This window comes from Methylobacterium mesophilicum, from assembly GCF_022179445.1.
In the GTDB taxonomy this organism is placed as follows: Bacteria; Pseudomonadota; Alphaproteobacteria; order Rhizobiales; family Beijerinckiaceae; genus Methylobacterium; species Methylobacterium mesophilicum.
This window is the reverse complement of record NZ_BPQU01000045.1, coordinates 1-21,174: the sequence shown is the minus strand read 5'-3', so window position 1 is coordinate 21,174 and position 21,174 is coordinate 1. Positions and strand designations below refer to the sequence as shown.

Sequence of the window (21,174 nt, the reverse complement as noted above, 5' to 3'; positions counted from 1 at the left end):
CCTCATCGAGGCTGTTGTTATCCGCGTAACCCCGCGGCGGGATCTCTTTGGGACTTCGCGTCATGCCTGCGAAGTTCCGTAGTTGCACCGGCCCAACGGTCGGCGCCTTACAGCGCCGCCCGTCCGGCCCGACGCCGCTTCGCCTCAGTAGTGCTCTTCGAAGCGCTTTGCGAGATCTTCGATGTTCTCCGGCGGCCAGCCGGGGATGTCCATGCCGAGGTGCAGGCCCATGCCGGCAAGCACTTCCTTGATCTCGTTGAGCGACTTGCGGCCGAAGTTCGGGGTCCGCAGCATCTCGCCCTCGGACTTCTGGATCAGGTCGCCGATGTAGACGATGTTGTCGTTCTTCAGGCAGTTCGCCGAACGGACCGACAGCTCCAGCTCGTCGACCTTCTTGAGCAGCGCCGGGTTGAAGGGCAGCTGCGGCGCGAGCGGCGCGGCCTCTTCCTTTCGCGGATCCTCGAAGTTCACGAAGACCTGTAGCTGGTCCTGGATGATCCGCGCGGCGTAGGCGAGCGCATCCTCCGGGCCCACGGCGCCGTTGGTCTCGATCGTCATCGTCAGCTTGTCCTTGTCGAGATCCTGGCCCTCACGGGTGGTCTCGACGCGGTAGCTGACCTTGGTCACCGGGGAGAACAGCGCGTCCACCGGGATCAGGCCGATCGGCGCGTCCTCGGGGCGGTTGCGCTCAGCCGGGACGTAACCCTTGCCGGTGGCGACCGTGAACTCCATGCGGATCTCGGCGCCGTCGTCCAGCGTGCAGATCACCATCTCCGGGTTCAGGATCTGGATGTCGCCGACCGTGCCGATGTCGCCGGCCGTGACGGTACCCGGGCCGGTCTTGCGCAGGGTCATGCGCTTGGGCGCATCGGTCTGCGAACGGATCGCGATGGTCTTGATGTTCAGGACGATGTCGGTGACGTCCTCGCGGACGCCCGGGATCGAGGAGAACTCGTGCAGCACGCCGTCGATCTGCACCGAGGTCACGGCCGCGCCCTGGAGCGAGGACAAGAGCACCCGGCGCAGGGCGTTGCCCAGGGTGGTGCCGAAGCCGCGCTCGAGCGGCTCGGCCACGACGGTGGCGACCCGCTTCGGGTCGTCGCCGGTCGAGACCTGCAGCTTGTTCGGCTTGATCAGTTCCTGCCAGTTCTTCTGAATGACCACGATCCTACCTCTCGTCCATGCTCGGGATCCGCGACATCCGTTCCCGCGCTTCGGCCGCCCGGCGCCGCCCCCTGGCGCCCCGAACGGTCCCTGAATTCAAAGTCCGTTACTCGCCACCGACCCAGAGGGCCGGCACGAAGCTGTACCCGGCCCCGTCCCGATCCACGTAGCCCAGTGCCGGAAATTCCAGGTGCGCACCCGCGATGAAGGTCCGCTCGCGCGCCACCTCGTCCATGATGGCCTTGCGCGTCGCACGCGCCTGGTCACCATCGACGTCGAATCCGACTCCCGCCTCCGGGTTCTTGAACTGGATCGCGGGCAGGTGCACCACGTCCGTCCACATCAGCAGCGACTGTCCACCGGAGACGATGCGGAAACCGCAATGCCCTGGAGTATGGCCCGGCAGGTGGACCGCCGTGATCCCCGGCAGGACCTCGCCGCCGCGATGCTCGCGCATCTGCTTGGCGTAGGGCGCCACCGCCTTGCGGGCGCCCTCGAAGTACGGTTTGGCCTCGTCCGGCGCCCGCGAGAGCGCGTCGTCCGGCAGCCAGTGGGCCGCTTCGTCGGCGTGGACCACGATCTCGGCGTTCGGGAACCGGGCCGCCCCGTTCGTCACCAGACCGCCGACATGGTCGGGATGCAGGTGCGTGACCAGAACGGTCTCGATCGCCTCCGGCTTGACGCCGGTGAGCGCCAACGCTGCGCTGAACCGCCCCAGGGTCTCCACCGGGGCGAAGTCGCCGTAGCCCGTATCGATCAGCACCGGCTTGCGGCCTGCGCCGGTGATCAGGAAGGCGTTCAGCGTGATCTTGGGCTGCTCGGTGCGGAACCCCGCGACCTGGAGCTTGCCGGCCTCGTCCTTCGGGATCCCCGTGACGAGATCGAGGCTGGCCTGAAACCAGCCGTCGTTGAGCGCGGTGACCGTGAGGTCGCCGAGGTTCCAACGCAGCACGCCCGGAAGCGGCTTCGATCCCGTCATGAGCTTCTCCGTCAAACCGTTCGGTTCAGACCCGACGACGCTTGCGCGGACGGCAGCCGTTGTGCGGGATCGAGGTCACGTCGCGGATCGAGGTGACCGTGAAGCCAGCGGCCTGGAGGGCGCGCAGGGCCGACTCACGACCCGAACCCGGGCCGGACACCTCGACCTCGAGGGTGCGCATGCCGTGCTCGGAGGCCTTGCGGGCGGCGTCCTCGGCGGCCACCTGGGCGGCGTACGGGGTCGACTTGCGCGAGCCCTTGAAGCCCATCGCGCCGGCGGACGACCACGAGATAGTGTTGCCCTGCGCGTCCGTGATGGTGATCATCGTGTTGTTGAACGAAGCGTTCACGTGGGCGACGCCCGACACGATGTTCTTGCGTTCGCGCCGGCGGACGCGTTGCGGTTCCTTGGCCATTCGGGTCTCACTTTTCCTTCAAGCGCGCCCGTAATTCCAGGCGCTCGGGATTCTTTCTGGGACTTGGCCGGCGCGCCCGTGCGGGGCGGTCCGGCCCGATGCGGGATCCCTCGCAGGACACCAACGCGACGGAAGTAAGGCCGAGCGGAGCACGGCCTTCCAACTTCAAAAAATTACTTCTTCTTGCCGGCGATCGGCTTCGCCTTGCCCTTGCGGGTGCGGGCGTTGGTGTGGGTGCGCTGGCCGCGGACCGGCAGCTGCTTGCGGTGACGCAGGCCGCGATAGGCGCCGAGATCCATCAGGCGCTTGATGTTCATCGAGACTTCGCGGCGCAGATCGCCCTCGACGATGTAGTCGCGGTCGATCGTCTCGCGGATCTGCAGCACCTCGGCGTCGGTGAGCTGGTTCACGCGACGCTCGGCGGGGATGTTCACCTTCTGGGTGATTTCCTCGGCCTTCTTGGAGCCGATGCCGTGGATGTACTGGAGCGCGATGACGACGCGCTTGTTGGTCGGGATGTTGACGCCTGCAATACGGGCCATGATCACGCTCCATTTGAGGCCCGATGATACGGGCGGTAACCGCGCGCGTCCGGTGGAGGCCGGCCCCTGCGCGCGCCAAACGACAACGTGGCCCTGGGGCGGCCCTGGACAGGGCACCTCGGACCAGCGATCGATTGGACGAAGGACGGCCTGCTAGCGTGCGCAGGACCAGATGTCAACGACCGGTGAACGATCGGCCGCGCCGCCATGCGTCACGCGCGGACCATACCGGGATCATTCAGGGAGCACAGATGTCGGTTCTGACCAGCGACGGCGCCACCCTGCGGGCCTTCGCCGATTCCGTCCTGAGGGCGGCCGAGGAGAATGCCGAGGAGGTCGTCCCGGTGATCCTGGCGGTGGTTGGCGGCATCCTCACTGAGGCCGAGCCCGGCTCGATCGCGCTCCAGGCTGAGCATGACGGCCCGGGCCTGCTCTGGGCCGTCTTCGCGGGCCGCCGGATGGTGTTCCGCTACAACGTCCTGACCGCGATGGTCGAACTGCGGGACGGCCGCACCGACGGCAACCCCACCCGCCTGTTCGGCCGTCGGGCGCTGCCGATGGACGTGGTCAATTTCTTCGGGGCGCTGCGGGCGGAGCGCCGGGTGGATCGTTGACGCCGCCGCCTCAACGGAAGCGCTGGCTTCGATACCGGCAATAGCCGCCCATCGTCTGGTAACCGGCCGGGCAGCGGCGGACGCACGCCCCCGCCGCGTACTTGAGAGGCGGCCGGCACGCGTGCCGGAACTGCTTCTCTCCGTACACGAAGGACTTCGCCGGGCTCTGTGCCGCCACCGGCAGGGGCGCGAGCGCAAGGGCGAGAAGCAGGAGGTTTGCGGGGATACGGAGAGCGGTCATCGGAACTCCCGATCGTGTTCCGCCCTCAACCTCCGAATGGGCCCATGGTTCAACGGACGCTCCGATCGTCCGTAATCCGTCTTTCGAGACGGCGTTCCACGCGGGGTGCGATCAGATCTTGGACACGTCGTCGGAGTACCGCGCGCAGGCCGGATCGATGACGGGAACGCGTCCGGCGGCGACTCCACCGGGCCGTCGCGTCGCACCGCGGGGCCGGTCGGCCTGTCGACGCTGTCCCGCCAGTATCGCCTGCTCGTGTCTCGAAGCCTCTAGGATCGTGGCGCAACACGTGGCTGAGAGACCTGTCGTCCGGTAGTCGCCGGCAGGTTGAAGCTGCCCCGTGCCGGCCTTCGCGATCAGGAGGCAACGTGCTCGGCGTGCGGTTCCGGCACCGCCATGATCTGCGTGGTCACCGTGTCGAGTAGCTGCATGCTCCCTCCTCGTGGATCGCAAGAACCAGAATTAATTTTGGATCTAAATTTCATTTTTTTTACACATATAGGAATCAACTGTTATAGTATTTTGATATGCTGCTGCGATAAATAGTCATATATAGATATCTGCATCAAAAATTGTGTATTTTATGACGGCGTAGTGCTTATAATTTTCTGCTTGACCTTAAGAACGGTCGGCGTTTCACATAGGATATCTTGAGCTACAAGCGGATCGATCCGCATAATTCCATGTGTGCATCGCGCTACATTTCCTGCGATCCAACGATCTATGCGTCGGGCGGCTTTCCTGGTGATCCGGATATGCTACATCGACTGCACGCAACGCCGACCCCAGAGATCGTTCCGGTCGCGACCCTCTACGATCCGGCCAGCTACAGCCGCACTCTCGATCCGGACGCGATCTTCGCCGATCCCGCACTCCGGCCGAAGCTGGATAGGGCTTTCGCCTTCGGTGGCGGCGTCCAGGCGGTCGCGCCGGCCTGTGTCTTGGTTCGGATCGACCATGCGAGCATCCGCGACCGGAGCATCACGGTCACCCGCGACGGCGAAACGCTGCTTCTGTTCGAGACCTTCCGGCCCTTCGATCTCGTCACGCCCCCGCAACAGGGAGCCAACGGGCCGACCAAGACCCTTCCGAGGACCTGCGCTTATCTCCTGATGACATCCTCCGGGACCTTCAACTGGGGACATTGGCTGGCGGAAGACCTGCCGCGCCTTCTGGCAGTGGACTGCCTGTCCCGCCTCCGCAGACCCATCTGCCTGTTGCTGCACGGTTTCGTCCCGGCGACCGACCGGATGCGGATCGAGCTACTCCGGAGCTTCCTCGGACGGCGGGACGTCACAATTCGTCTGCTGCGACCGGATACGACTTACCGGGCGGAGGACCTCTACTTTGCCTCGCCGGTGGCTGGCCTGCCTGGCCCGAAGCATCCCCAGGCTCTCGCAGACCTATCCGTTCGGGCCATCACGATGATGCGTCGCCTGGACCGGCGATGGTGGCGATCGCCCCCGCGCCGTCCGACCCATCTGTTCGTGATCCGCCGACGCGATCACGGCCGGGTCCCGATCGGATGGGCGGACCTTTGCAGGACTCTACATGCCCGCGGCTACCAACCGATTGATCCTGAGGGGATCTCAGCGCGGGAACAGGTCGCGACCTTCTCGTGTGCAGAGCGCGTCGTTGGCTGCATGGGCGCCGCGATGGTGAATACGCTGTTCTGCGCGCCAGGGACGCGCATTCTATACCTCGCCCCGGAAACGTTCACCGATCCGTATTATCTCGACCTCGCAGCGGCGCGCGGTCATCGCTACGGCGTCTGCTACGGCAAGGCCCTCGATCCGAGTCGGCCAGCGCAATCGGATTACGTCCTTGATCCCGACCACCTCGCCCGCGCTCTGGCATGGCTCGATGGGGATCGTGAGGTATGCCGGCAAGCTGCTTGAAACGACCTAACTGTGGGCTGGATATGCCCCAGCGCCTCGCTTCGAATCGGCGCCGATTGCCTTCCAAAATTCTCCGAAGCTCGTTGGAACACGGAGCTGCACACGCTCCGTACCGTCGAAGAATCGTGATCTTCCTCCAAGGATGACGGCGCTGACACCATCGTCGATCATTACCGTTGCGCCAACCTAAGGTCTACGCGATGGAAGGTGGATCGAACCACTCTCAGCCTGCTGCTTGAGCGTCGGCTTCGCGCGCTTCGACTTCATCAAAATGCCGGCCGCCGAATGATGCGGCGTGCCGGCTGTATTGGTTAGGACGCGACGCGTTCCGCGTGCGGTTCGAGCACCGCCATGATCTCCGTGGTCACGGTATCGATCGGCTGCATGCCGTCTACGGTGTGGAGCAGGCCGGTCTTGGCGTAGTAATCCGACAGCGGCGCGGTCAGGGCCCGGTAGGCCTCCAGGCGTTGCTTGAACACCTCGGGGGTGTCGTCCTTGCGCACCGCCTGGCCACGCGCCAGCGTCTCCGCCGCGCGCTTCTGGATCCGCCCGACCAGTGCGTCCTCGTCGACCTTGAGCTCGACCACCGCGGACAGGTTCATGTCCTTGCCGGACAGCATGGTCGCCAGCGCCTCGGCCTGGGCTACGGTGCGGGGGAAGCCGTCCAGGATGAAGCCGCGCTTTGCGTCCGGCTCCTCGATCCGGTCGGCGACGATGCCCACCACGATCCGGTCGGAGACCAGCCCGCCGGATTCCATCACGGCCTTGGCCTCCAGGCCGACCGGCGTGCCGGCGGCGACCGCGGCACGCAGCATGTCGCCGGTGGAGAGCTGCGGGATGCCGAAGCGCTCGACGATCCGCTCGGATTGCGTGCCCTTCCCCGCGCCGGGGGGGCCGAGCAGAATGATGCGCATGGCGTTGTCCTCGTCCGGCCCGACTCTCTACGGGCACAAGCGGCGGTTGGCGAAGCCTCCCCGGCATCGCCCGTCTCGTGTTTTTCTAGCCGGTCCTGTGCCCTTAGGCATCCGGACCTTGGGGTCAGAGGCGGGCGCGCCGGCGGCGGCGTCCCGCTTCTGTAGCAGGCTCAGCGGCGGCGTTGCGTGGTCGAGGCGCCACGCAGCTTGGCCTTCTTCACTAGGCCCTCGTACTGATGCGCCATCAGGTGGCCGTGGATCTGGGCGACCGTGTCCATGGTCACCGAGACCACGATCAGCAGCGAGGTGCCGCCGAAGCCCAGGCTCGCCGAGGCGTAGGACGACAGGATCTCGGGGCAGAGGCAGACGAGGGTCAGGTACAGGGCGCCGATCACCGTGATGCGGGTCAGCACCTTGTCGATGAAGGCGGCGGTGCGCTCGCCCGGACGGATGCCCGGTATGAAGCCGCCATGCTTCTTCAGGTTGTCGGCCGTCTCCTGCGGATTGAAGACCACCGCGGTGTAGAAGAACGTGAAGAAGATGATCAGCGCGGCGTAGAGCGCCATGAACAGCGGCGTGCCGTGGCCCAGATAGGCCGTCACGGTGCCCAGCCAGCCCGTGCTGCCGCCGTTGGCCGAGAAACTCGCCGCGGTGGCCGGCAGGAGCAGGAGCGAGGACGCGAAGATCGGCGGGATCACCCCCGAGGTGTTGAGCTTCAGCGGCAGGAACGAGGTCTGCCCCTCGTACATGCGGTTGCCGACCTGGCGCTTCGGGTAGTTGATCAGCAGGCGGCGCTGGGCGCGCTCCATGAACACGATGAAGTAGACCAGCACCACGGCCGCCACGGCGACGCCCAGGATGATGATCGGTGACAGCGCGCCGGTGCGGCCGAGCTCGAGGGCGCCCGCGATCGCCACCGGAAGGTGGGCGACGATGCCGGCGAAGATGATCAGCGACGAACCATTGCCGATGCCGCGCGATGTGATCTGCTCGCCGACCCACATCAGGAACAGGGTGCCGCCGGTCAGCGTGATCACCGTCGAAGCCAGGAAGAACGGGCCGGGATCGATCGCAGCGGACGAACTCTGAAGTCCGATCGCGATGCCCCAGGACTGGACCAGCGCCAGCACCACCGTGAGGTAGCGGGTGTACTGGTTGATGACCTTGCGGCCGGACTCGCCCTCCTTCTTCAGGGCCTCCAGGCTCGGGATCACCGAGGTGAGCAACTGAACGATGATCGACGCCGAGATGTACGGCATGATGTTGAGGGCGAAGATCGCCATGCGCTCGACGGCACCGCCGGAGAACATGTTGAACAGCCCGAGCACGCCGCCGGCCTGCTGCTGGAAGTTCCGGGCGAACTGCTCCGGATCGATGCCGGGAATCGGGATGTAGGTGCCCAGCCGGAACACCACGAGGGCGCCCAGCGTGAACCAGATGCGCTTCTTCAGCTCATCGGCCTTGGCGATGGCACCGAAATTGAGGTTGGCGGCAAGCTGCTCGGCGGCTGAGGCCATAAGCGTCGCGTCCTGGGAGTGTCGCCGGGCGAACGGCGCCCGGATGAATTGAAAACGGCGGCCCGCGTGGTCGCAGGGCCGCCGCTCGAAGGATCGGCTTAAAGGGTGCGCGGGGACCGTGCAACGGGGCCCCGCGTCACGCCCATGCCGGCCGTCAGGCCGTCGCCTCGGCCTTTGCGCCGCCGCGATGCGAAACGCCGGTCGCGAACGCGACGCTCACCGAGCCGCCGGCCTTCTCGACCGCCTCGATGGCGGACTTGGAAGCGCGGGTGACCTCGAAGCTGAGCTTCGCGGTCAGCTCGCCGACGCCGAGCAGCTTCACGCCGTCGCGGGCCCGGGCGATGATGCCGGCGGTGACGAGGCTATCGACCGTGACGGTCGCGGCCTTGTCGAGCTTGCCGGCGTCCACCGCCTCCTGGATCCGGCCGAGGTTCACCTCGTTCAGATCCTGGGCGTAGAGGTTGTTGAAGCCGCGCTTCGGCAGGCGCCGATGCAGCGGCATCTGACCGCCCTCGAAGCCCTTGATGGACACGCCGGTCCGGGCCTTCTGACCCTTCACGCCGCGGCCGGCCGTCTTGCCCTTGCCGGAGCCGATGCCCCGACCGACGCGCATCCGATTCTTGGTTGCGCCGGGATTGTCGCTGATCTCGTTGAGCTTCATCGGTGCCTCCTCACGCCACGTCGCCGTGGACGCGCACGAGGTGCGCAACCTTGCGGATCATGCCGCGCACGGAGGGGGTATCCTCCAGCTCGGACACGCGGTGGAGCTTGTTGAGCTTCAGGCCGATCAGCGTCTGGCGCTGGCTGGCCTCTTGGCGGATCGGCGAGCCGATCTGCTCGATACGGACGGTCTTCTGTGCCATCGGACCCTCCCCTTACGCGACCGCAGCTTCGGACTGATCGGCCGGATCGGCGTCGCGGCGACGGGCCTGGAGGCTCGAAACCTTGATGCCGCGGCGGGCCGCCACGGAGCGCGGGCTGTCCTCGTTCTTGAGCGCCTCGAAGGTGGCGCGCACGAGGTTGTAGGGGTTCGAGGAGCCGAGCGACTTCGCGACGACGTCCTGCATGCCGAGCGTCTCGAACACGGCGCGCATCGGGCCGCCGGCGATGATGCCGGTACCCTGCGGAGCCGCGCGAAGGATCACCTTGCCGGCGCCGTGGCGGCCGTTGACGTCGTGGTGCAGGGTCCGACCCTCACGCAGCGACACCCGGATCAGGCCGCGCTTGGCCGCCTCGGTCGCCTTGCGGATCGCCTCTGGCACCTCACGGGCCTTGCCGTGGCCGAAGCCGACGCGGCCCTTCTGGTCGCCGACGACGACGAGGGCTGCGAAGCCGAAGCGACGGCCACCCTTCACCACCTTGGCGACGCGGTTGATGTGGACGAGCTTGTCCACGAATTCGCTGTCGCGCTCCTCGCGCTCGTCGCGGCGGCCGCGGCCCCCACCTTCCCGTTCACGTGCCATGTTGTCTAACCTATCTCACTAGCGCGGATCCTCGGACCCGCTCGCTCGATTCCCCTCGCCGGAAACGGGAGGGAATGGCCGCGCGGGTATCACGCCGCGCGGAGAGAGTTCCTCAGAACTCCAGGCCGCCCTCGCGGGCGGCTTCGGCGACGGCCGCGACGCGGCCGTGGTAGATGTAGCCGGAGCGGTCGAAGATCACCTTCGTGACGCCCGCGGCCTTGGCGCGCTCGGCGACGAGCTTGCCCACCGCCTTGGCGGCGGCGACATCGGCGCCGGTCTTGAGTTCACCCTTGAGTGCCTTGTCGATCGACGAGGCGGCGGCCAGCGTCTTGCCGGCGACGTCGTCGATGACCTGCACGTAGATCTGCTTCGACGAGCGGAACACCGAGAGCCGCGGACGGCCGTTGGCGGCCGCCCGCAGCGCGCGACGGACGCGCGCCTTGCGGCGATCGAGGGCTTCGAGCTTGCGAGACATGATGCCCTCCTTACTTCTTCTTGCCTTCCTTGCGGAAGATGAACTCGCCCGCGTACTTCACGCCCTTGCCCTTGTAGGGCTCGGGTCCGCGGTAATCGCGGATCTCAGCGGCGACCTGACCGACCTGCTGGCGGTTGATCCCGGTGATCGTGATCTCGGTGGGCTTCGGGGTAACGATCGTGATCCCGGCGGGGATCGCGTATTCGATGTCGTGGCTGTAGCCGAGCGACAGCTTGAGGGCCTTGCCGGCCATCGCCGCACGATAGCCGACGCCCGTGATCTCGAGCTTCTTCTCGAAGCCCTTCGACACGCCCTCGGCGATGTTGGCGATCTGGGCCCGCGACGTGCCCCAGAGGGAGCGCGCGGGCTTGGACTGGTTGATCGGCTCGACCGAGATTGCTCCGTCCTTCATCTCCACGCTGACCAGCGTGGGGACGTCGAACTGCAGCTCGCCCTTGGAGCCCTTCATCTTCACCGTCTGACCGGTGACGGTGGCGGTGACGCCGGCCGGAACGGGAACGGGCTTCTTACCTACGCGAGACATGGGATAACCTCCTCCGTCCCGATCAGAATACGGTGCAGAGCACTTCGCCGCCGACGTTGCGCTCGCGCGCCTCGTGGTCGGCCATGACGCCCTGCGGTGTGGAGACGATGGTGACGCCGAGGCCGTCGGCCACGTGCGGCAGATCACCGACAGACGAGTAGACCCGACGGCCGGGCTTCGACACGCGCTTGATCTCGCGGATCACCGGGCGGCCGTCGTAGTACTTGAGCTCGATGGCGAACTCGGTGCGGCCGTTGCCGAGGTCGGTCGCCGCGTAGTCGCGGATATAGCCCTCGGACTTCAGCACGTTCAGGACGTTGGCGCGCAGGCGCGAGCCGGGCGTCTGGACGACGTTGCGACGGCGCAGCTGGCCGTTGCGGATACGGGTGAGCATGTCACCCACGGGATCGTTGACCATGGGGACCTCCTTACCAGCTCGACTTGACCAGGCCGGGGATCAGGCCCCGGTTGCCAAGCTCCCGCAGCGCGATGCGCGAGATGCCCATCTTACGGTAGAACGCGCGCGGACGTCCGGTCATGCCGCAGCGGTTGCGGATGCGGGTGGCCGACGAGTTGCGCGGCAGTTCCGCGAGCTTGAGGCGCGCCTCGAAGCGCTCCTCCATCTCGAGGCCGTCGTTGTTGGCGATGTCCAGCAGCGCCTTCCGCTTGGCCGCGAAACGCTTCACCAGCGTCTTGCGGGCCTCATTCTTCTCGACTGAGCTTTTCTTCGACATGTGGTCTATCTCCGGTGTCCGCGTATGAGGCGCGAGGGCCTCACTGCCGGAACGGGAACTGGAAGGCGGCGAGCAGTGCCTTGGCCTCGGCATCGGTCTGGGCGGTGGTCGCCACGACGATGTCCATGCCCCACATCTGCTCGGCCTTGTCGTAGGAGATCTCCGGGAACACGAGGTGCTCCTTGAGACCCAGGGCGTAGTTGCCGCGGCCGTCGAACGAGCGCGGGTTCAGGCCGCGGAAATCGCGGACGCGCGGGAGCGCGATCGTGATCAGGCGATCCATGAACTCGTACATGCGCTGCTTGCGCAGCGTCACCTTGCAGCCGATCGGCATGCCCTCGCGGACCTTGAAGGTTGCGATGGCCTTGCGGGCCCGGGTGATCACCGGCTTCTGGCCGGCGATGAGCGCGAGGTCGCCGGCCGCCACGGTCGCCTTCTTGGAGTCCGCGGTGGACTCGCCGACGCCCATGTTGATGACGATCTTCTCGATCTGCGGGACCTGCATCGGGTTCTTGTACCCGAACTCCTCGATCAGCTTCTGGCGCACCACTTCGTCGTAGTGCTTGCGCAGGCGCGGGGTGTAGGCGTTCTTGTCGGCCTCAGCCATCGATCTGATCCCCCGTGCTCTTGGCGAATCGGACCTTGCGCCCGTCTTCGAGGATGCGGAAACCCACGCGGGTCGGCTTGCCGTTGGCATCGGCGACCGCGATGTTCGAGAGTTGGATGGCGGCCTCCTTGGAGATGATGCCGCCTTCCTGGTTCTGGGTCTGCTTCTGGTGCTTCTTGACCAGGTTGATGCCGCGCACGAAAGCCCGGCCTTCTTTCGGCAGAACCTGAATGACCTCGCCCGAGCGACCGGAATCGCGACCGGTGAGTACGACGACCTTGTCGCCCTTCTTGATCTTGGCTGCCATCACAGCACCTCCGGCGCCAGCGAGATGATCTTCATGTGGTTGCGCGCGCGCAGTTCGCGCGGCACCGGTCCGAAGATGCGGGTGCCGATCGGCTCTTTCTGATTGTTGATCAGGACCGCAGCGTTCTTGTCGAAGCGGATCACCGACCCGTCGACGCGCTTCACGGCCTTGGCCGTGCGAACGACGACCGCCTTCATGACGTCGCCCTTCTTGACGCGACCGCGCGGGATCGCCTCCTTCACCGACACGACGATGACATCGCCAACGCCGGCATACTTCCGCTTCGACCCGCCGAGAACCTTGATGCACATCACACGGCGTGCACCCGAGTTGTCGGCGACGTCCAGATTCGTCTGCATCTGGATCACGTGCGTGACTCCTTGTTTCAGGCGGGTTTCCGCACACGGGCGGTATTGCCCGGCGGACGACGCCTGATGGGGATCTGATGTCCCCGGCTCATGGTATAGACCGCGCTTGCGGCGTCCGAGACGCCCGCGCGGTCACCGCGTTCACAGGGTGCGAGCACCCATCGAAATGTCGCGAAGGCCGGGCGGATACTACGGGCGGCCCCGGAAGGCAAGCCGATCGCGACACATTCGCCCGTGGGATCGGGCCGGGTCGGGGCGATTCGGCGTTGAGCGCAGCGCGGCTTCCGGGCGCGGGCGACCACGGGCTTACCGATGTGCATCGGGCGGGGCGAAGGCGGTTTCCGCCAGGACATGCCCGCGGAGGCCGGGCGGCGAGACGGGTCGGCCGACCGATCAAAGCAACACGACAGCCATGTCCGCCGCGCAGTCGTGCGCGGCGGCCGGGTCTTTTCGATCGTTCAGGATCTCAGAACGGCTGGCCGGCCGATTCGAACAAAAAGTCGTCGAGACTCGGGATCGTCACGGCGCTGCCGAAAGCCGGCTTCGACAGGCGCCACGGGCGCTCGGAGCGCGCGCGAATCGCCTCCGAGGGGCGCAGGCGCCGCATGCCGCCTTCCTCGGTCACCTCCTCGATCGTCAGGAAGCCGTAGACCTGCAGGCGGGACGCTGTGAGCTTGATCTCACGATCCTCGGCGGCGACGATCATGCTGCCGGTGGCGTAGACCGCGTCCATGAGGGAGCGCTGCTCGCTGCGGCGGCGGTTGCGGGCATCCCGCTCGCCTGCCGCGGAGGCGGGGGCGATCCGCCGGAAGGGGACGACGTTGCTGACCGCGACGCAACCCATACGCAACATCCTCGACGCACACAGAGGCCGGCCCACGGGCCGTCCGACGATCGGGACATTTCGACGGTTCGCTTTAATCTTCCGTAGACCGTGATGGCGAGCCCCTGCCCCGATCCGGCACGGTGTTGGCTCTTCACCCCCTTAAAGGCGGTCGCGCTGCGCCCGCGACGACCCATCCGAGTCGCGTTGAGACGAGGATGGGAGGTTCCTGTCAGACCCTGCCCGCCCGCGGCCGGCGACGCTGCGGTGCCACCAGCGCGGCAAGCCGATCGAGCACCAGACAAAGGCATCCGTAGACGGCGCCGACAAACAAAAAAATCTCGGCCGGGTAGACCATGGCGCGGTTGTTCACCTGCGTCGCTACGAAGGAGAGTTCCGGCACGCCGATCACGTAGGCGAGCGAGGTGTCCTTGATCAGCGCGGTCCACTGGTTGACGAAGGACGGCGCCATGGCCGGCAGCGCCCGGGGCAGGATGATGACCCGCAACACCTGCCAGCGGCCGAAGCCCAGCGCCAGCCCGGCTTCCCACTGGCCGGGGCCGATGCTCTCGATCCCCGCCGCCACCGCGTAGGATAGGTAGGCGCCCCCCACCAGCGACAGCGCCGTGACCACCGTCCCGAGTTCGGGGACGGCGAATCCGAACAGGATCGGCAGCAGGAAGTAGCTCCAGAAGATCAGCATCACGATCGGGACGGCCCGGAACAGCCCGAGCCCCAGGTTCAGGGCGCGCCGTGTCCGGCCGCCGCTCATCGCCAACGCGATCCCGAGGGCGAGCCCCAGCGCCGCCGAGGCGAGGCCGGAGGCCGCCGATAGAATCAGCGTCAGCATCAGCCCGCCGACCGGGCCATCAGGCCAGGCGCCGGCGAGCAGGTAGCCGAGATTGTCGGTGATCACGGAAACATTCACCGGCGGGCGGCCCTCGCCGGGTCGCGGCGCGCCAGGGCGTGGCCGGCCGCCTCCACAGCCGCCACCGCGCCGACATACAGGAGCGTCGCGATGCCGAAGGCCTGGAAGGCCAGGAAGGTCTCCGTCTCCACCTCCCGGGACGCGTAGGACAGCTCGGCCAGGCCGATGGTCATGGTCAGCGACGTGTTCTTGATCGTGTCGAGGTACTGGCCGACCACCGGCAGCCAGGCGATCCGCAGGGCCTGCGGCAACGCGATGTGGCGGAAGACCTGGAGATCTGTCAGGCCGAGGGCCAAGGCGGCCTCCCGCTGAGCGGGCCGCACGCCGTTGAGGCCGGCGCGGCATTCCTCGGCGATGTAGGCGGCGGCGTAGAGCGTCAGCCCGAGGAAGCCGGACAGGGTCTCGTAGGCCGGCCAGTGCAGCGCGGCCGGCCCCAGGGCGAGGCCGTGCGGGCTGTTCAGCCAGACGGTGAGCCAGGACGGCATCAGCGCGGCGGCGCCGAAGTACCAGAAGAACAGCTGCACCAGCAGCGGCGTGTTCCGGATGAGGCCGATGAAGGCGGTGGTTCCCGCCCCCGCGAGCCTGCCCCCCGCCTCTCGCAGGCAGCAGAGAGCGAGGCCGAGCCCCGTTCCGGCCAGGCACACGGACGCCGACAGGGCCAGGGTGACCCCGAAACCCTGCAGCAGCCAGATCAGGTAGCGCGGCGCCAGTAGATCGCCGAAGAGGCTCACCGCCGTCGGCTAGCTGTGGTCGCCGATCCGGAACAGGCGCGGCAGCGGCTGCGTCGTGTTCGGGCCGAACCAGCGGTCGTAGATTGCCGCCGCCTTGCCGCTGGCCTCCAACTCCCGGAGCGTCTCGTCCACCACCGCGCGCAGGCGAGTCTCACCTTTCGGGATGCCGGCGCCGATATAGTCGTTCGAGATCGAGAAGGCCGGAACCTCGTAGTTCTCTTTGTCCGGAACCTTGGCCAGCAGACCCACGAGCTTGGATCCGTCCTGCGTGATCGCCTGGACGTTGCCGTTGCGCAGGGCCGCGAAGGCGAAGGGCGTATCGTCGAACGCCACCACGGTCGCCTTCGGAAAGTCGCGGCGCAGGACGATCTCGTTGGTGGTGCCCTTGTCGGCACCGATGCGCAGGCCGTTCAGCTGCTCGGGCGCGGTGAGCGTGCCCTTCTTGGCCAGGAATTGCTGGCCGGAGGCGAAGTACGGGATGCTGAAATCGAGCTGCTTGGCGCGCTCCTCCGTGATGGTGAAGTTCGCCAGCACCAGATCGACCTTGCCGGAGGTCAGCAACGGGATGCGGTTGGCCGGATTGGTCGGGCGCAGATCCAGCTTCACGCCGATCTTGTCGGCGATCGCCTTTGCGTAATCGACGTCGAGGCCGGCGATCTGCTTGGTGTTCGGATCGACGAAGCCGAAGGGCGGGTTGCTGTCAAAGGCCGCGACCCGCAGCACGCCGGCCTTCTTGATGTCGTCGAGACGGTCGGCCTGCGCGGCGCCGACGGAGAGAAGTGTTGCCAGAGCGAAGGTGACAATTCCGCGCATAAATGTCTCCGTGGGAAAGGAAGCCGCAGATGTCCGCCCATTCACGAACGGACCGCATTGCAGATCGTAAGGACAGACTCCGCCAAGACGTAAATAAATGTGGTATATAATAATGACTATCCGCGTTAGATAGAGTTTATAACGTTAATTAATACACCAATATTGACCAATGCTACAGTATTATTGGATTTTTAGAAGTCATTACAAACAGTAAGATAATGATCATACAAGGACCACAAGCAAACATACCACAGCTTAAATTGTTTCGCAAACAAAATAATTTCTAATAATCCTCGGAAAATGGCAAACGACCTGCATTGCCAGACGAAACGAGCGAATTTTCTTTCTCTGGAAGACCGAGAAATCGCAATAAGAGCTTTCGTCGCCTCGTTCGATCTGCCCAAACTCAACGATCTGTAGGACTCTGCTCCTTCGAAGGGCGCCGAGCGGGCCATTTCACTCCCTAACAAGGTTACGCATTCAAAAAGGTGCGATGCGGCAATATATTTTGCAGTATTATTTAAGAGTTTATTATTCCGAGTATCCTAATAATTCGCAAGTATATATACAAAGAACAAAATTCAAATGGAATGACCGCGACTGACCAAATCGGGTAACCGTCGACCCCTCAGCATCGGGACATATCGATCAATATATGTAATCAGAATGTCGTAGATATAGCAATAGATTTTGTTTAAAAATCAAAATATTGTCGTACATTATTGTATTTAACACCAAGCTATACCATATTAATAGATAAGATTCGCATTTTATTCTGCGTTAACTGAACGATTTCCCAGGCACATTGTCGCGATCTCTGCGCCCAAATGATAACGGGAGCAAAAATGAGAGGTTTGTCGAATGCGCGGACATGTTCTGGCAGTACCCAACGCAAGTACGCAGGGCGCAATCTCGGGCGACGACGGTCAGCGCTATCGTTTTTCAAGCGCAGATCTGAACGGCGCTAGCACACGGGCTGGGCAGGCTGTGGACTTCGTGGTCGTCGATGGTGAGGCCCGCGAAATCTACCCCATCCCCGGCCAAGCGCCCGTTTTCTCGCCAGCCTTCAGTGAGGCTGTCCGCCAGCGAGATTGGTTCGCATTCTATTTTAATCCAAATGGCCGCATCGGACGTCGTGACTATTGGACCTTTGGACTTTTGGTGCTGATGATTGTGAACATTGTTCTTGGCCTTATTCCAGGCGTAAACATAATCGTTTTTCTTGTTACGGCGTGGTGCGGCCTCGCTCTCGGCATCAAGCGCTGCCATGATGTCAACCGATCCGGTTGGCTGAACGCCGTACCTTACGTCCTCACCCCGCTATCCTTCCTCTGTGCATCGATTGGCTTTCTCTCATCTTACAGCCGCCATGCGATCGGGGTTCCTGTCTTGTTCAGCACTCTCGCCTTGCTGACTGGCGTTGCCACCTTCGGATTTTGGATCTGGTTCATCGTACAGGTGCTGGCAAAAGCCGGCGACGCGGAGCAGAACCGGTTCGGTCTTCCACCTATCGCCCCGAACGCATAGGACATCGCAGCCCACGCGTTTGACGACCGCGCCGATCATTTGATCGCCGAAGAGCCAAGAATATCGCGATCGACGCATTGACCTGCGGGTTAACCGAGGCTAGAAGCGCGCCACTTCGGACGGCCATTGGCTGCCGACGGCCCTAGGGTTTGACCCCCGGGCGCCGCGATCGCCCCGAGCGATCCGAAGGCTCAAATCGCCTGACGCTCTAAGTCAGATCCGTAGGTACGAGCGCGTTCGTTTCGGGCGTGCTCCTCTGCCCACACCGCGCCGAGGGTCTGTGACAGGACCTCCGGCGCATATTCGTTTTGCGGATTGCCTTGGGCAATCCGGCCAAGGTGACCGAGGAAGAGGGCACAGGATGCCGACGATCAACCAGCTGATCGCCCAGCCGCGGAAGATCCAGCGGAGCCGCAACAAGGTTCCGGCGCTTGACGCTTGCCCGCAGAAGCGCGGCGTCTGCACCCGGGTCTACACGACGACCCCGAAGAAGCCGAACTCGGCCCTTCGTAAGGTCGCCAAGGTCCGTTTGACCAACGGCTTCGAGGTGATCGGTTACATTCCTGGTGAGGGCCACAACCTCCAGGAGCACTCGGTCGTCATGATCCGCGGCGGCCGCGTGAAGGATCTTCCGGGTGTGCGCTACCACATCCTCCGCGGCGTGCTCGACACGCAGGGCGTGAAGAACCGGAAGCAGCGCCGTTCGAAGTACGGCGCCAAGCGGCCGAAGTAAGATCGCCGGCCGGAGTTTATCCGGTCGCGCAAAGGCCTTTCCACGGCCTCGTAAGGATGTCGCCGGCTTCATCAAAAGAGCCAAGGCGGCCTGCGCGGGGTGCTTAAGTCAGACTCGTTTGAGAGTTTAAGAGATGTCCCGTCGTCACTCTGCCGAGAAGCGTGAGATCATCCCGGACCCGAAGTACGGGGACGTGGTGCTGACGAAGTTCATGAATTCGATCATGTACGAGGGCAAGAAGTCGACCGCCGAGCGGATCGTCTACGGCGCCTTCGACATCGTCGAGAACCGCGCCCGGGCCAACCCGATCGAGGTGTTCCGCGCCGCGCTCGACAACGTCGCCCCGATGATCGAGGTGCGCTCCCGGCGCGTCGGCGGCGCGACCTACCAGGTCCCCGTCGAGGTTCGGACCGAGCGCCGTCAGGCCCTCGCCATCCGCTGGCTGATCCAGGCCGCCCGGTCGCGCAACGACCGCACCATGATCGAGCGGCTCTCCGCCGAGCTGCTCGACGCCGCGAACAACCGCGGCAACGCCGTCAAGAAGCGGGAAGATACGCACCGGATGGCTGAAGCCAACCGCGCCTTCTCGCACTACCGCTGGTAAGCGGTTCCGCCGTCTCTCAGGAGCAATCCGATGCCCCGCACGCACGCGATCGAGGACTACCGCAACTTCGGCATCATGGCCCACATTGATGCCGGGAAGACCACGACCACGGAGCGGATCCTCTACTACACCGGAAAGTCGCATAAGATCGGCGAAGTCCACGACGGCGCCGCCACCATGGACTGGATGGAGCAGGAGCAGGAGCGCGGCATCACCATCACGTCCGCCGCGACGACGTGCTTCTGGCGCGAGAAGCGCCTGAACATCATCGACACCCCCGGCCACGTCGACTTCACCATCGAGGTCGAGCGTTCCCTGCGCGTGCTCGACGGCGCCGTCTGCGTGCTCGACGGCAACCAGGGCGTCGAGCCCCAGACAGAGACCGTCTGGCGCCAGGCCGACAAGTACGACGTCCCACGCGTCGTGTTCGTCAACAAGATGGACAAGATCGGCGCGGACTTCTTCAAGTGCGTAGCCGACATCATCGACCGCGTCGCCGGCAAGCCGGTCTGCCTGCAGCTGCCGATCGGCTCGGAGTCCAGCTTCAAGGGCGTGATCGATCTCATCAAGATGAAGGCGATCGTCTGGTCCGGTGAGACCCTGGGCGCCGACTTCTCCGAGGTTGAGATCCCCGAAGAGCTCAAGGACCAGGCCGTCGAGTACCGCAGCAAGCTGGTCGAGGCCTGCGTCGAACTCGATGACGAGGCCATGGTGGCCTATCTCGACGGCACCGAGCCGGATGCCGAGACGATGCACATGCTCGTGCGTCGCGCCGTGCAGCTGCGCGCCTTCCATCCGGTGCTTTGCGGTTCGGCCTTCAAGAACAAGGGCGTGCAGCCCCTGCTCGACGCGGTGGTGGATTACCTCCCCTCCCCGGCCGATCGCGGAGACGTCGACGGCCTCGACTTCAAGACCGAGGAGCCGGTCGTTCGTCACCCGACGGATTCCGATCCCTTCTCCATGCTCGCCTTCAAGATCATGGACGATCCCCACGTCGGCACGATCACGTTCTGCCGCGTGTACTCGGGCAAGATCGAATCGGGCGCCAACGTCATCAACTCGACGCGCGACAAGAAGGAGCGCGTCGGCCGCATGCTCCTGATGCACGCCAACAACCGTGAGGACGTCAAGGAGGCCTTCGCGGGCGACATCGTCGCCCTCGCCGGCCTGAAGGACACCCGCACCGGCGACACCCTGTGCGATCCGCAGAAAGCCGTGATCCTGGAGCGCATGGAGTTTCCGGAGCCGGTGATCGAGATCGCCGTCGAGCCGAAGTCGAAGGCCGACCAGGAGAAGCTCGGTATCGCGCTCGCCAAGCTCGCCGCCGAGGATCCGTCCTTCCGGGTCTCGACGGACCAAGAATCCGGCCAGACAATCCTCAAGGGGATGGGTGAGCTTCACCTGGACATCAAGGTCGACATCCTGCGCCGCACCTACAAGGTCGACGCGAACATCGGCCAGCCGCAGGTGGCCTACCGTGAGAAGCTGACCCGCCGTCAGGAGATCGACTACACCCACAAGAAGCAGACCGGTGGCACGGGCCAGTTCGCCCGCGTCAAGTTCGTCGTGGAGCCGAACGAGCCGGGTGCCGGCTTCCAGTTCGAGTCGAAGATCGTCGGCGGCGCGGTGCCGAAGGAGTACATCCCGGGCGTCGAGAAGGGCCTCAACTCGGTCCTCGGCGCCGGCGTGCTGGCTGGCTTCCCGGTGGTCGACGTCAAGGTCGAGCTGATCGACGGCGCGTACCACGACGTCGATTCGTCTGCACTCGCCTTCGAGATCGCGTCCCGGGCTGCTCTGCGCGAGGCGCTCCAGAAGGGTGGTTCGGTCCTGCTTGAGCCGGTGATGAAGGTCGAGGTCGTCTCGCCGGAAGAGTACACCGGTTCGGTGATCGGCGATCTCAACTCCCGCCGCGGCCAGATCCAGGGTCAGGACATGCGCGGCAACGCCAATGTCATCAACGCGATGGTGCCGCTGGCCAACATGTTCGGCTACGTGAACAACCTGCGCTCGATGTCGCAGGGCCGGGCGAACTTCACTATGCAGTTCGACCACTACGAAGAGGTGCCGCGCGGCGAGGCCGACAAGGTCATCGCCAAGTACGCCTAGGGCTACGACGCCTAGGGCTGCGCTGGAACCACCTCTTCATCCGCAACACGATTTCGAATTTAGGAGGCTCTGATGGGCAAGGAAAAGTTCGCTCGCACCAAGCCGCACTGCAACATCGGCACGATCG

The 21,174-nt window shown here is 64.8% G+C and carries 27 protein-coding genes; 6 read left to right on the top strand and 21 right to left on the bottom strand.

What is annotated here, in order from left to right:
* Positions 1-144 precede the first annotated feature (144 nt).
* From MFF40_RS25980 to rpsM, 4 genes are all read right to left on the bottom strand, one after another.
* Entirely contained in the window at positions 145-1,164 is a 1,020-nt protein-coding gene (locus MFF40_RS25980) for a DNA-directed RNA polymerase subunit alpha (protein WP_147853144.1), read from the bottom strand.
* Between the two features lie 106 nt (positions 1,165-1,270).
* Complete coding sequence (locus MFF40_RS25975; RefSeq protein ID WP_147898530.1) at positions 1,271-2,143, bottom strand: MBL fold metallo-hydrolase; 873 nt, start codon at positions 2,141-2,143, stop codon at positions 1,271-1,273.
* A 25-nt stretch (positions 2,144-2,168) separates the two neighbouring features.
* A complete protein-coding gene (gene rpsK / locus MFF40_RS25970) occupies positions 2,169-2,558 on the bottom strand; it encodes a 30S ribosomal protein S11 (RefSeq protein WP_007557606.1) in 390 nt (129 codons plus the stop codon).
* Between the two features lie 173 nt (positions 2,559-2,731).
* Positions 2,732-3,100 carry a 30S ribosomal protein S13 gene (rpsM, locus tag MFF40_RS25965; protein WP_147853146.1) on the bottom strand — a complete coding sequence of 123 codons (369 nt, stop codon included), beginning with the start codon at positions 3,098-3,100 and terminating at the stop codon, positions 2,732-2,734.
* Between the two features lie 251 nt (positions 3,101-3,351).
* Between rpsM and MFF40_RS25960 the strand changes: the two genes are divergently transcribed.
* Entirely contained in the window at positions 3,352-3,714 is a 363-nt protein-coding gene (locus MFF40_RS25960; RefSeq protein ID WP_147898531.1) for a Vch_cass14 family protein, read from the top strand.
* Positions 3,715-3,724: 10 nt separating this feature from the next.
* Here the strand turns inward: MFF40_RS25960 and MFF40_RS25955 are convergent, their stop codons facing one another.
* Positions 3,725-3,955 (bottom strand): hypothetical protein, encoded by a 231-nt coding sequence (locus MFF40_RS25955; RefSeq protein WP_147853148.1) that lies wholly within the window; start codon positions 3,953-3,955, stop codon positions 3,725-3,727.
* 650 nt (positions 3,956-4,605) lie between these two features.
* Between MFF40_RS25955 and MFF40_RS25950 the strand changes: the two genes are divergently transcribed.
* Positions 4,606-5,853, top strand: a complete 1,248-nt coding sequence (locus tag MFF40_RS25950) for a glycosyltransferase family 61 protein (RefSeq protein ID WP_238262834.1) — start codon at positions 4,606-4,608, stop codon at positions 5,851-5,853.
* Between the two features lie 311 nt (positions 5,854-6,164).
* On the opposite strand, the gene MFF40_RS25945 is transcribed toward MFF40_RS25950, so the two are convergent.
* The 16 genes from MFF40_RS25945 to MFF40_RS25870 all read right to left on the bottom strand — a co-directional run bounded on the left by MFF40_RS25945 (position 6,165) and on the right by MFF40_RS25870 (position 16,077).
* Positions 6,165-6,767, bottom strand: a complete 603-nt coding sequence (locus MFF40_RS25945) for an adenylate kinase (protein WP_147853150.1) — start codon at positions 6,765-6,767, stop codon at positions 6,165-6,167.
* A 170-nt stretch (positions 6,768-6,937) separates the two neighbouring features.
* Positions 6,938-8,284, bottom strand: a complete 1,347-nt coding sequence (gene secY / locus MFF40_RS25940) for a preprotein translocase subunit SecY (RefSeq protein ID WP_058192231.1) — start codon at positions 8,282-8,284, stop codon at positions 6,938-6,940.
* Between the two features lie 154 nt (positions 8,285-8,438).
* Positions 8,439-8,945 (bottom strand): 50S ribosomal protein L15, encoded by a 507-nt coding sequence (gene rplO, locus MFF40_RS25935; protein ID WP_147853151.1) that lies wholly within the window; start codon positions 8,943-8,945, stop codon positions 8,439-8,441.
* 10 nt (positions 8,946-8,955) lie between these two features.
* The gene (gene rpmD / locus MFF40_RS25930) at positions 8,956-9,147 is read right to left on the bottom strand and encodes a 50S ribosomal protein L30 (protein ID WP_007557591.1); all 192 of its coding nucleotides are present in this window, start codon (positions 9,145-9,147) and stop codon (positions 8,956-8,958) included.
* A 12-nt stretch (positions 9,148-9,159) separates the two neighbouring features.
* Positions 9,160-9,747, bottom strand: coding sequence for a 30S ribosomal protein S5 (gene rpsE / locus MFF40_RS25925; RefSeq protein WP_007557588.1), 588 nt, complete (start codon positions 9,745-9,747; stop codon positions 9,160-9,162).
* Positions 9,748-9,859: 112 nt separating this feature from the next.
* Positions 9,860-10,222 carry a 50S ribosomal protein L18 gene (gene rplR, locus MFF40_RS25920; RefSeq protein ID WP_010686176.1) on the bottom strand — a complete coding sequence of 121 codons (363 nt, stop codon included), beginning with the start codon at positions 10,220-10,222 and terminating at the stop codon, positions 9,860-9,862.
* A gap of 10 nt (positions 10,223-10,232) precedes the next feature.
* Positions 10,233-10,766 carry a 50S ribosomal protein L6 gene (gene rplF / locus MFF40_RS25915; RefSeq protein ID WP_147898533.1) on the bottom strand — a complete coding sequence of 178 codons (534 nt, stop codon included), beginning with the start codon at positions 10,764-10,766 and terminating at the stop codon, positions 10,233-10,235.
* Between the two features lie 22 nt (positions 10,767-10,788).
* On the bottom strand, positions 10,789-11,184 hold the full coding sequence (gene rpsH / locus MFF40_RS25910; RefSeq protein ID WP_007557585.1) for a 30S ribosomal protein S8: 396 nt from the start codon (positions 11,182-11,184) through the stop codon (positions 10,789-10,791).
* A 10-nt stretch (positions 11,185-11,194) separates the two neighbouring features.
* Complete coding sequence (gene rpsN / locus MFF40_RS25905; RefSeq protein ID WP_147898534.1) at positions 11,195-11,500, bottom strand: 30S ribosomal protein S14; 306 nt, start codon at positions 11,498-11,500, stop codon at positions 11,195-11,197.
* Between the two features lie 40 nt (positions 11,501-11,540).
* Positions 11,541-12,107, bottom strand: coding sequence for a 50S ribosomal protein L5 (gene rplE / locus MFF40_RS25900; protein ID WP_147853154.1), 567 nt, complete (start codon positions 12,105-12,107; stop codon positions 11,541-11,543).
* Positions 12,100-12,414, bottom strand: a complete 315-nt coding sequence (gene rplX, locus MFF40_RS25895) for a 50S ribosomal protein L24 (protein WP_007557581.1) — start codon at positions 12,412-12,414, stop codon at positions 12,100-12,102. The genes rplE and rplX overlap by 8 nt, the downstream gene beginning before the upstream one ends.
* A complete protein-coding gene (gene rplN, locus MFF40_RS25890; protein ID WP_007557579.1) occupies positions 12,414-12,782 on the bottom strand; it encodes a 50S ribosomal protein L14 in 369 nt (122 codons plus the stop codon). The genes rplX and rplN overlap by 1 nt, the downstream gene beginning before the upstream one ends.
* Positions 12,783-13,248: 466 nt before the next feature.
* Positions 13,249-13,626 (bottom strand): hypothetical protein, encoded by a 378-nt coding sequence (locus MFF40_RS25885; protein WP_147853155.1) that lies wholly within the window; start codon positions 13,624-13,626, stop codon positions 13,249-13,251.
* A gap of 211 nt (positions 13,627-13,837) precedes the next feature.
* Positions 13,838-14,533, bottom strand: coding sequence for an amino acid ABC transporter permease (locus MFF40_RS25880; protein WP_147853156.1), 696 nt, complete (start codon positions 14,531-14,533; stop codon positions 13,838-13,840).
* Positions 14,530-15,264, bottom strand: a complete 735-nt coding sequence (locus tag MFF40_RS25875) for an amino acid ABC transporter permease (protein WP_147853157.1) — start codon at positions 15,262-15,264, stop codon at positions 14,530-14,532. The genes MFF40_RS25880 and MFF40_RS25875 overlap by 4 nt, the downstream gene beginning before the upstream one ends.
* Positions 15,265-15,273: 9 nt before the next feature.
* Positions 15,274-16,077 (bottom strand): ABC transporter substrate-binding protein, encoded by an 804-nt coding sequence (locus MFF40_RS25870; RefSeq protein ID WP_238262832.1) that lies wholly within the window; start codon positions 16,075-16,077, stop codon positions 15,274-15,276.
* 861 nt (positions 16,078-16,938) lie between these two features.
* On the opposite strand from MFF40_RS25870, the gene MFF40_RS25865 reads away from it, so the two are divergent.
* From MFF40_RS25865 to fusA, 4 genes are all read left to right on the top strand, one after another.
* Positions 16,939-17,604, top strand: coding sequence for a DUF805 domain-containing protein (locus MFF40_RS25865; RefSeq protein ID WP_147853159.1), 666 nt, complete (start codon positions 16,939-16,941; stop codon positions 17,602-17,604).
* A gap of 361 nt (positions 17,605-17,965) precedes the next feature.
* A complete protein-coding gene (gene rpsL, locus MFF40_RS25860; RefSeq protein WP_007557568.1) occupies positions 17,966-18,337 on the top strand; it encodes a 30S ribosomal protein S12 in 372 nt (123 codons plus the stop codon).
* A gap of 133 nt (positions 18,338-18,470) precedes the next feature.
* Positions 18,471-18,941: a 30S ribosomal protein S7 gene (gene rpsG / locus MFF40_RS25855; protein WP_007557567.1), complete on the top strand. Its 471-nt coding sequence runs from the start codon at positions 18,471-18,473 to the stop codon at positions 18,939-18,941.
* Between the two features lie 30 nt (positions 18,942-18,971).
* Entirely contained in the window at positions 18,972-21,047 is a 2,076-nt protein-coding gene (gene fusA / locus MFF40_RS25850) for an elongation factor G (protein WP_147899507.1), read from the top strand.
* Positions 21,048-21,174: the final 127 nt, after the last annotated feature.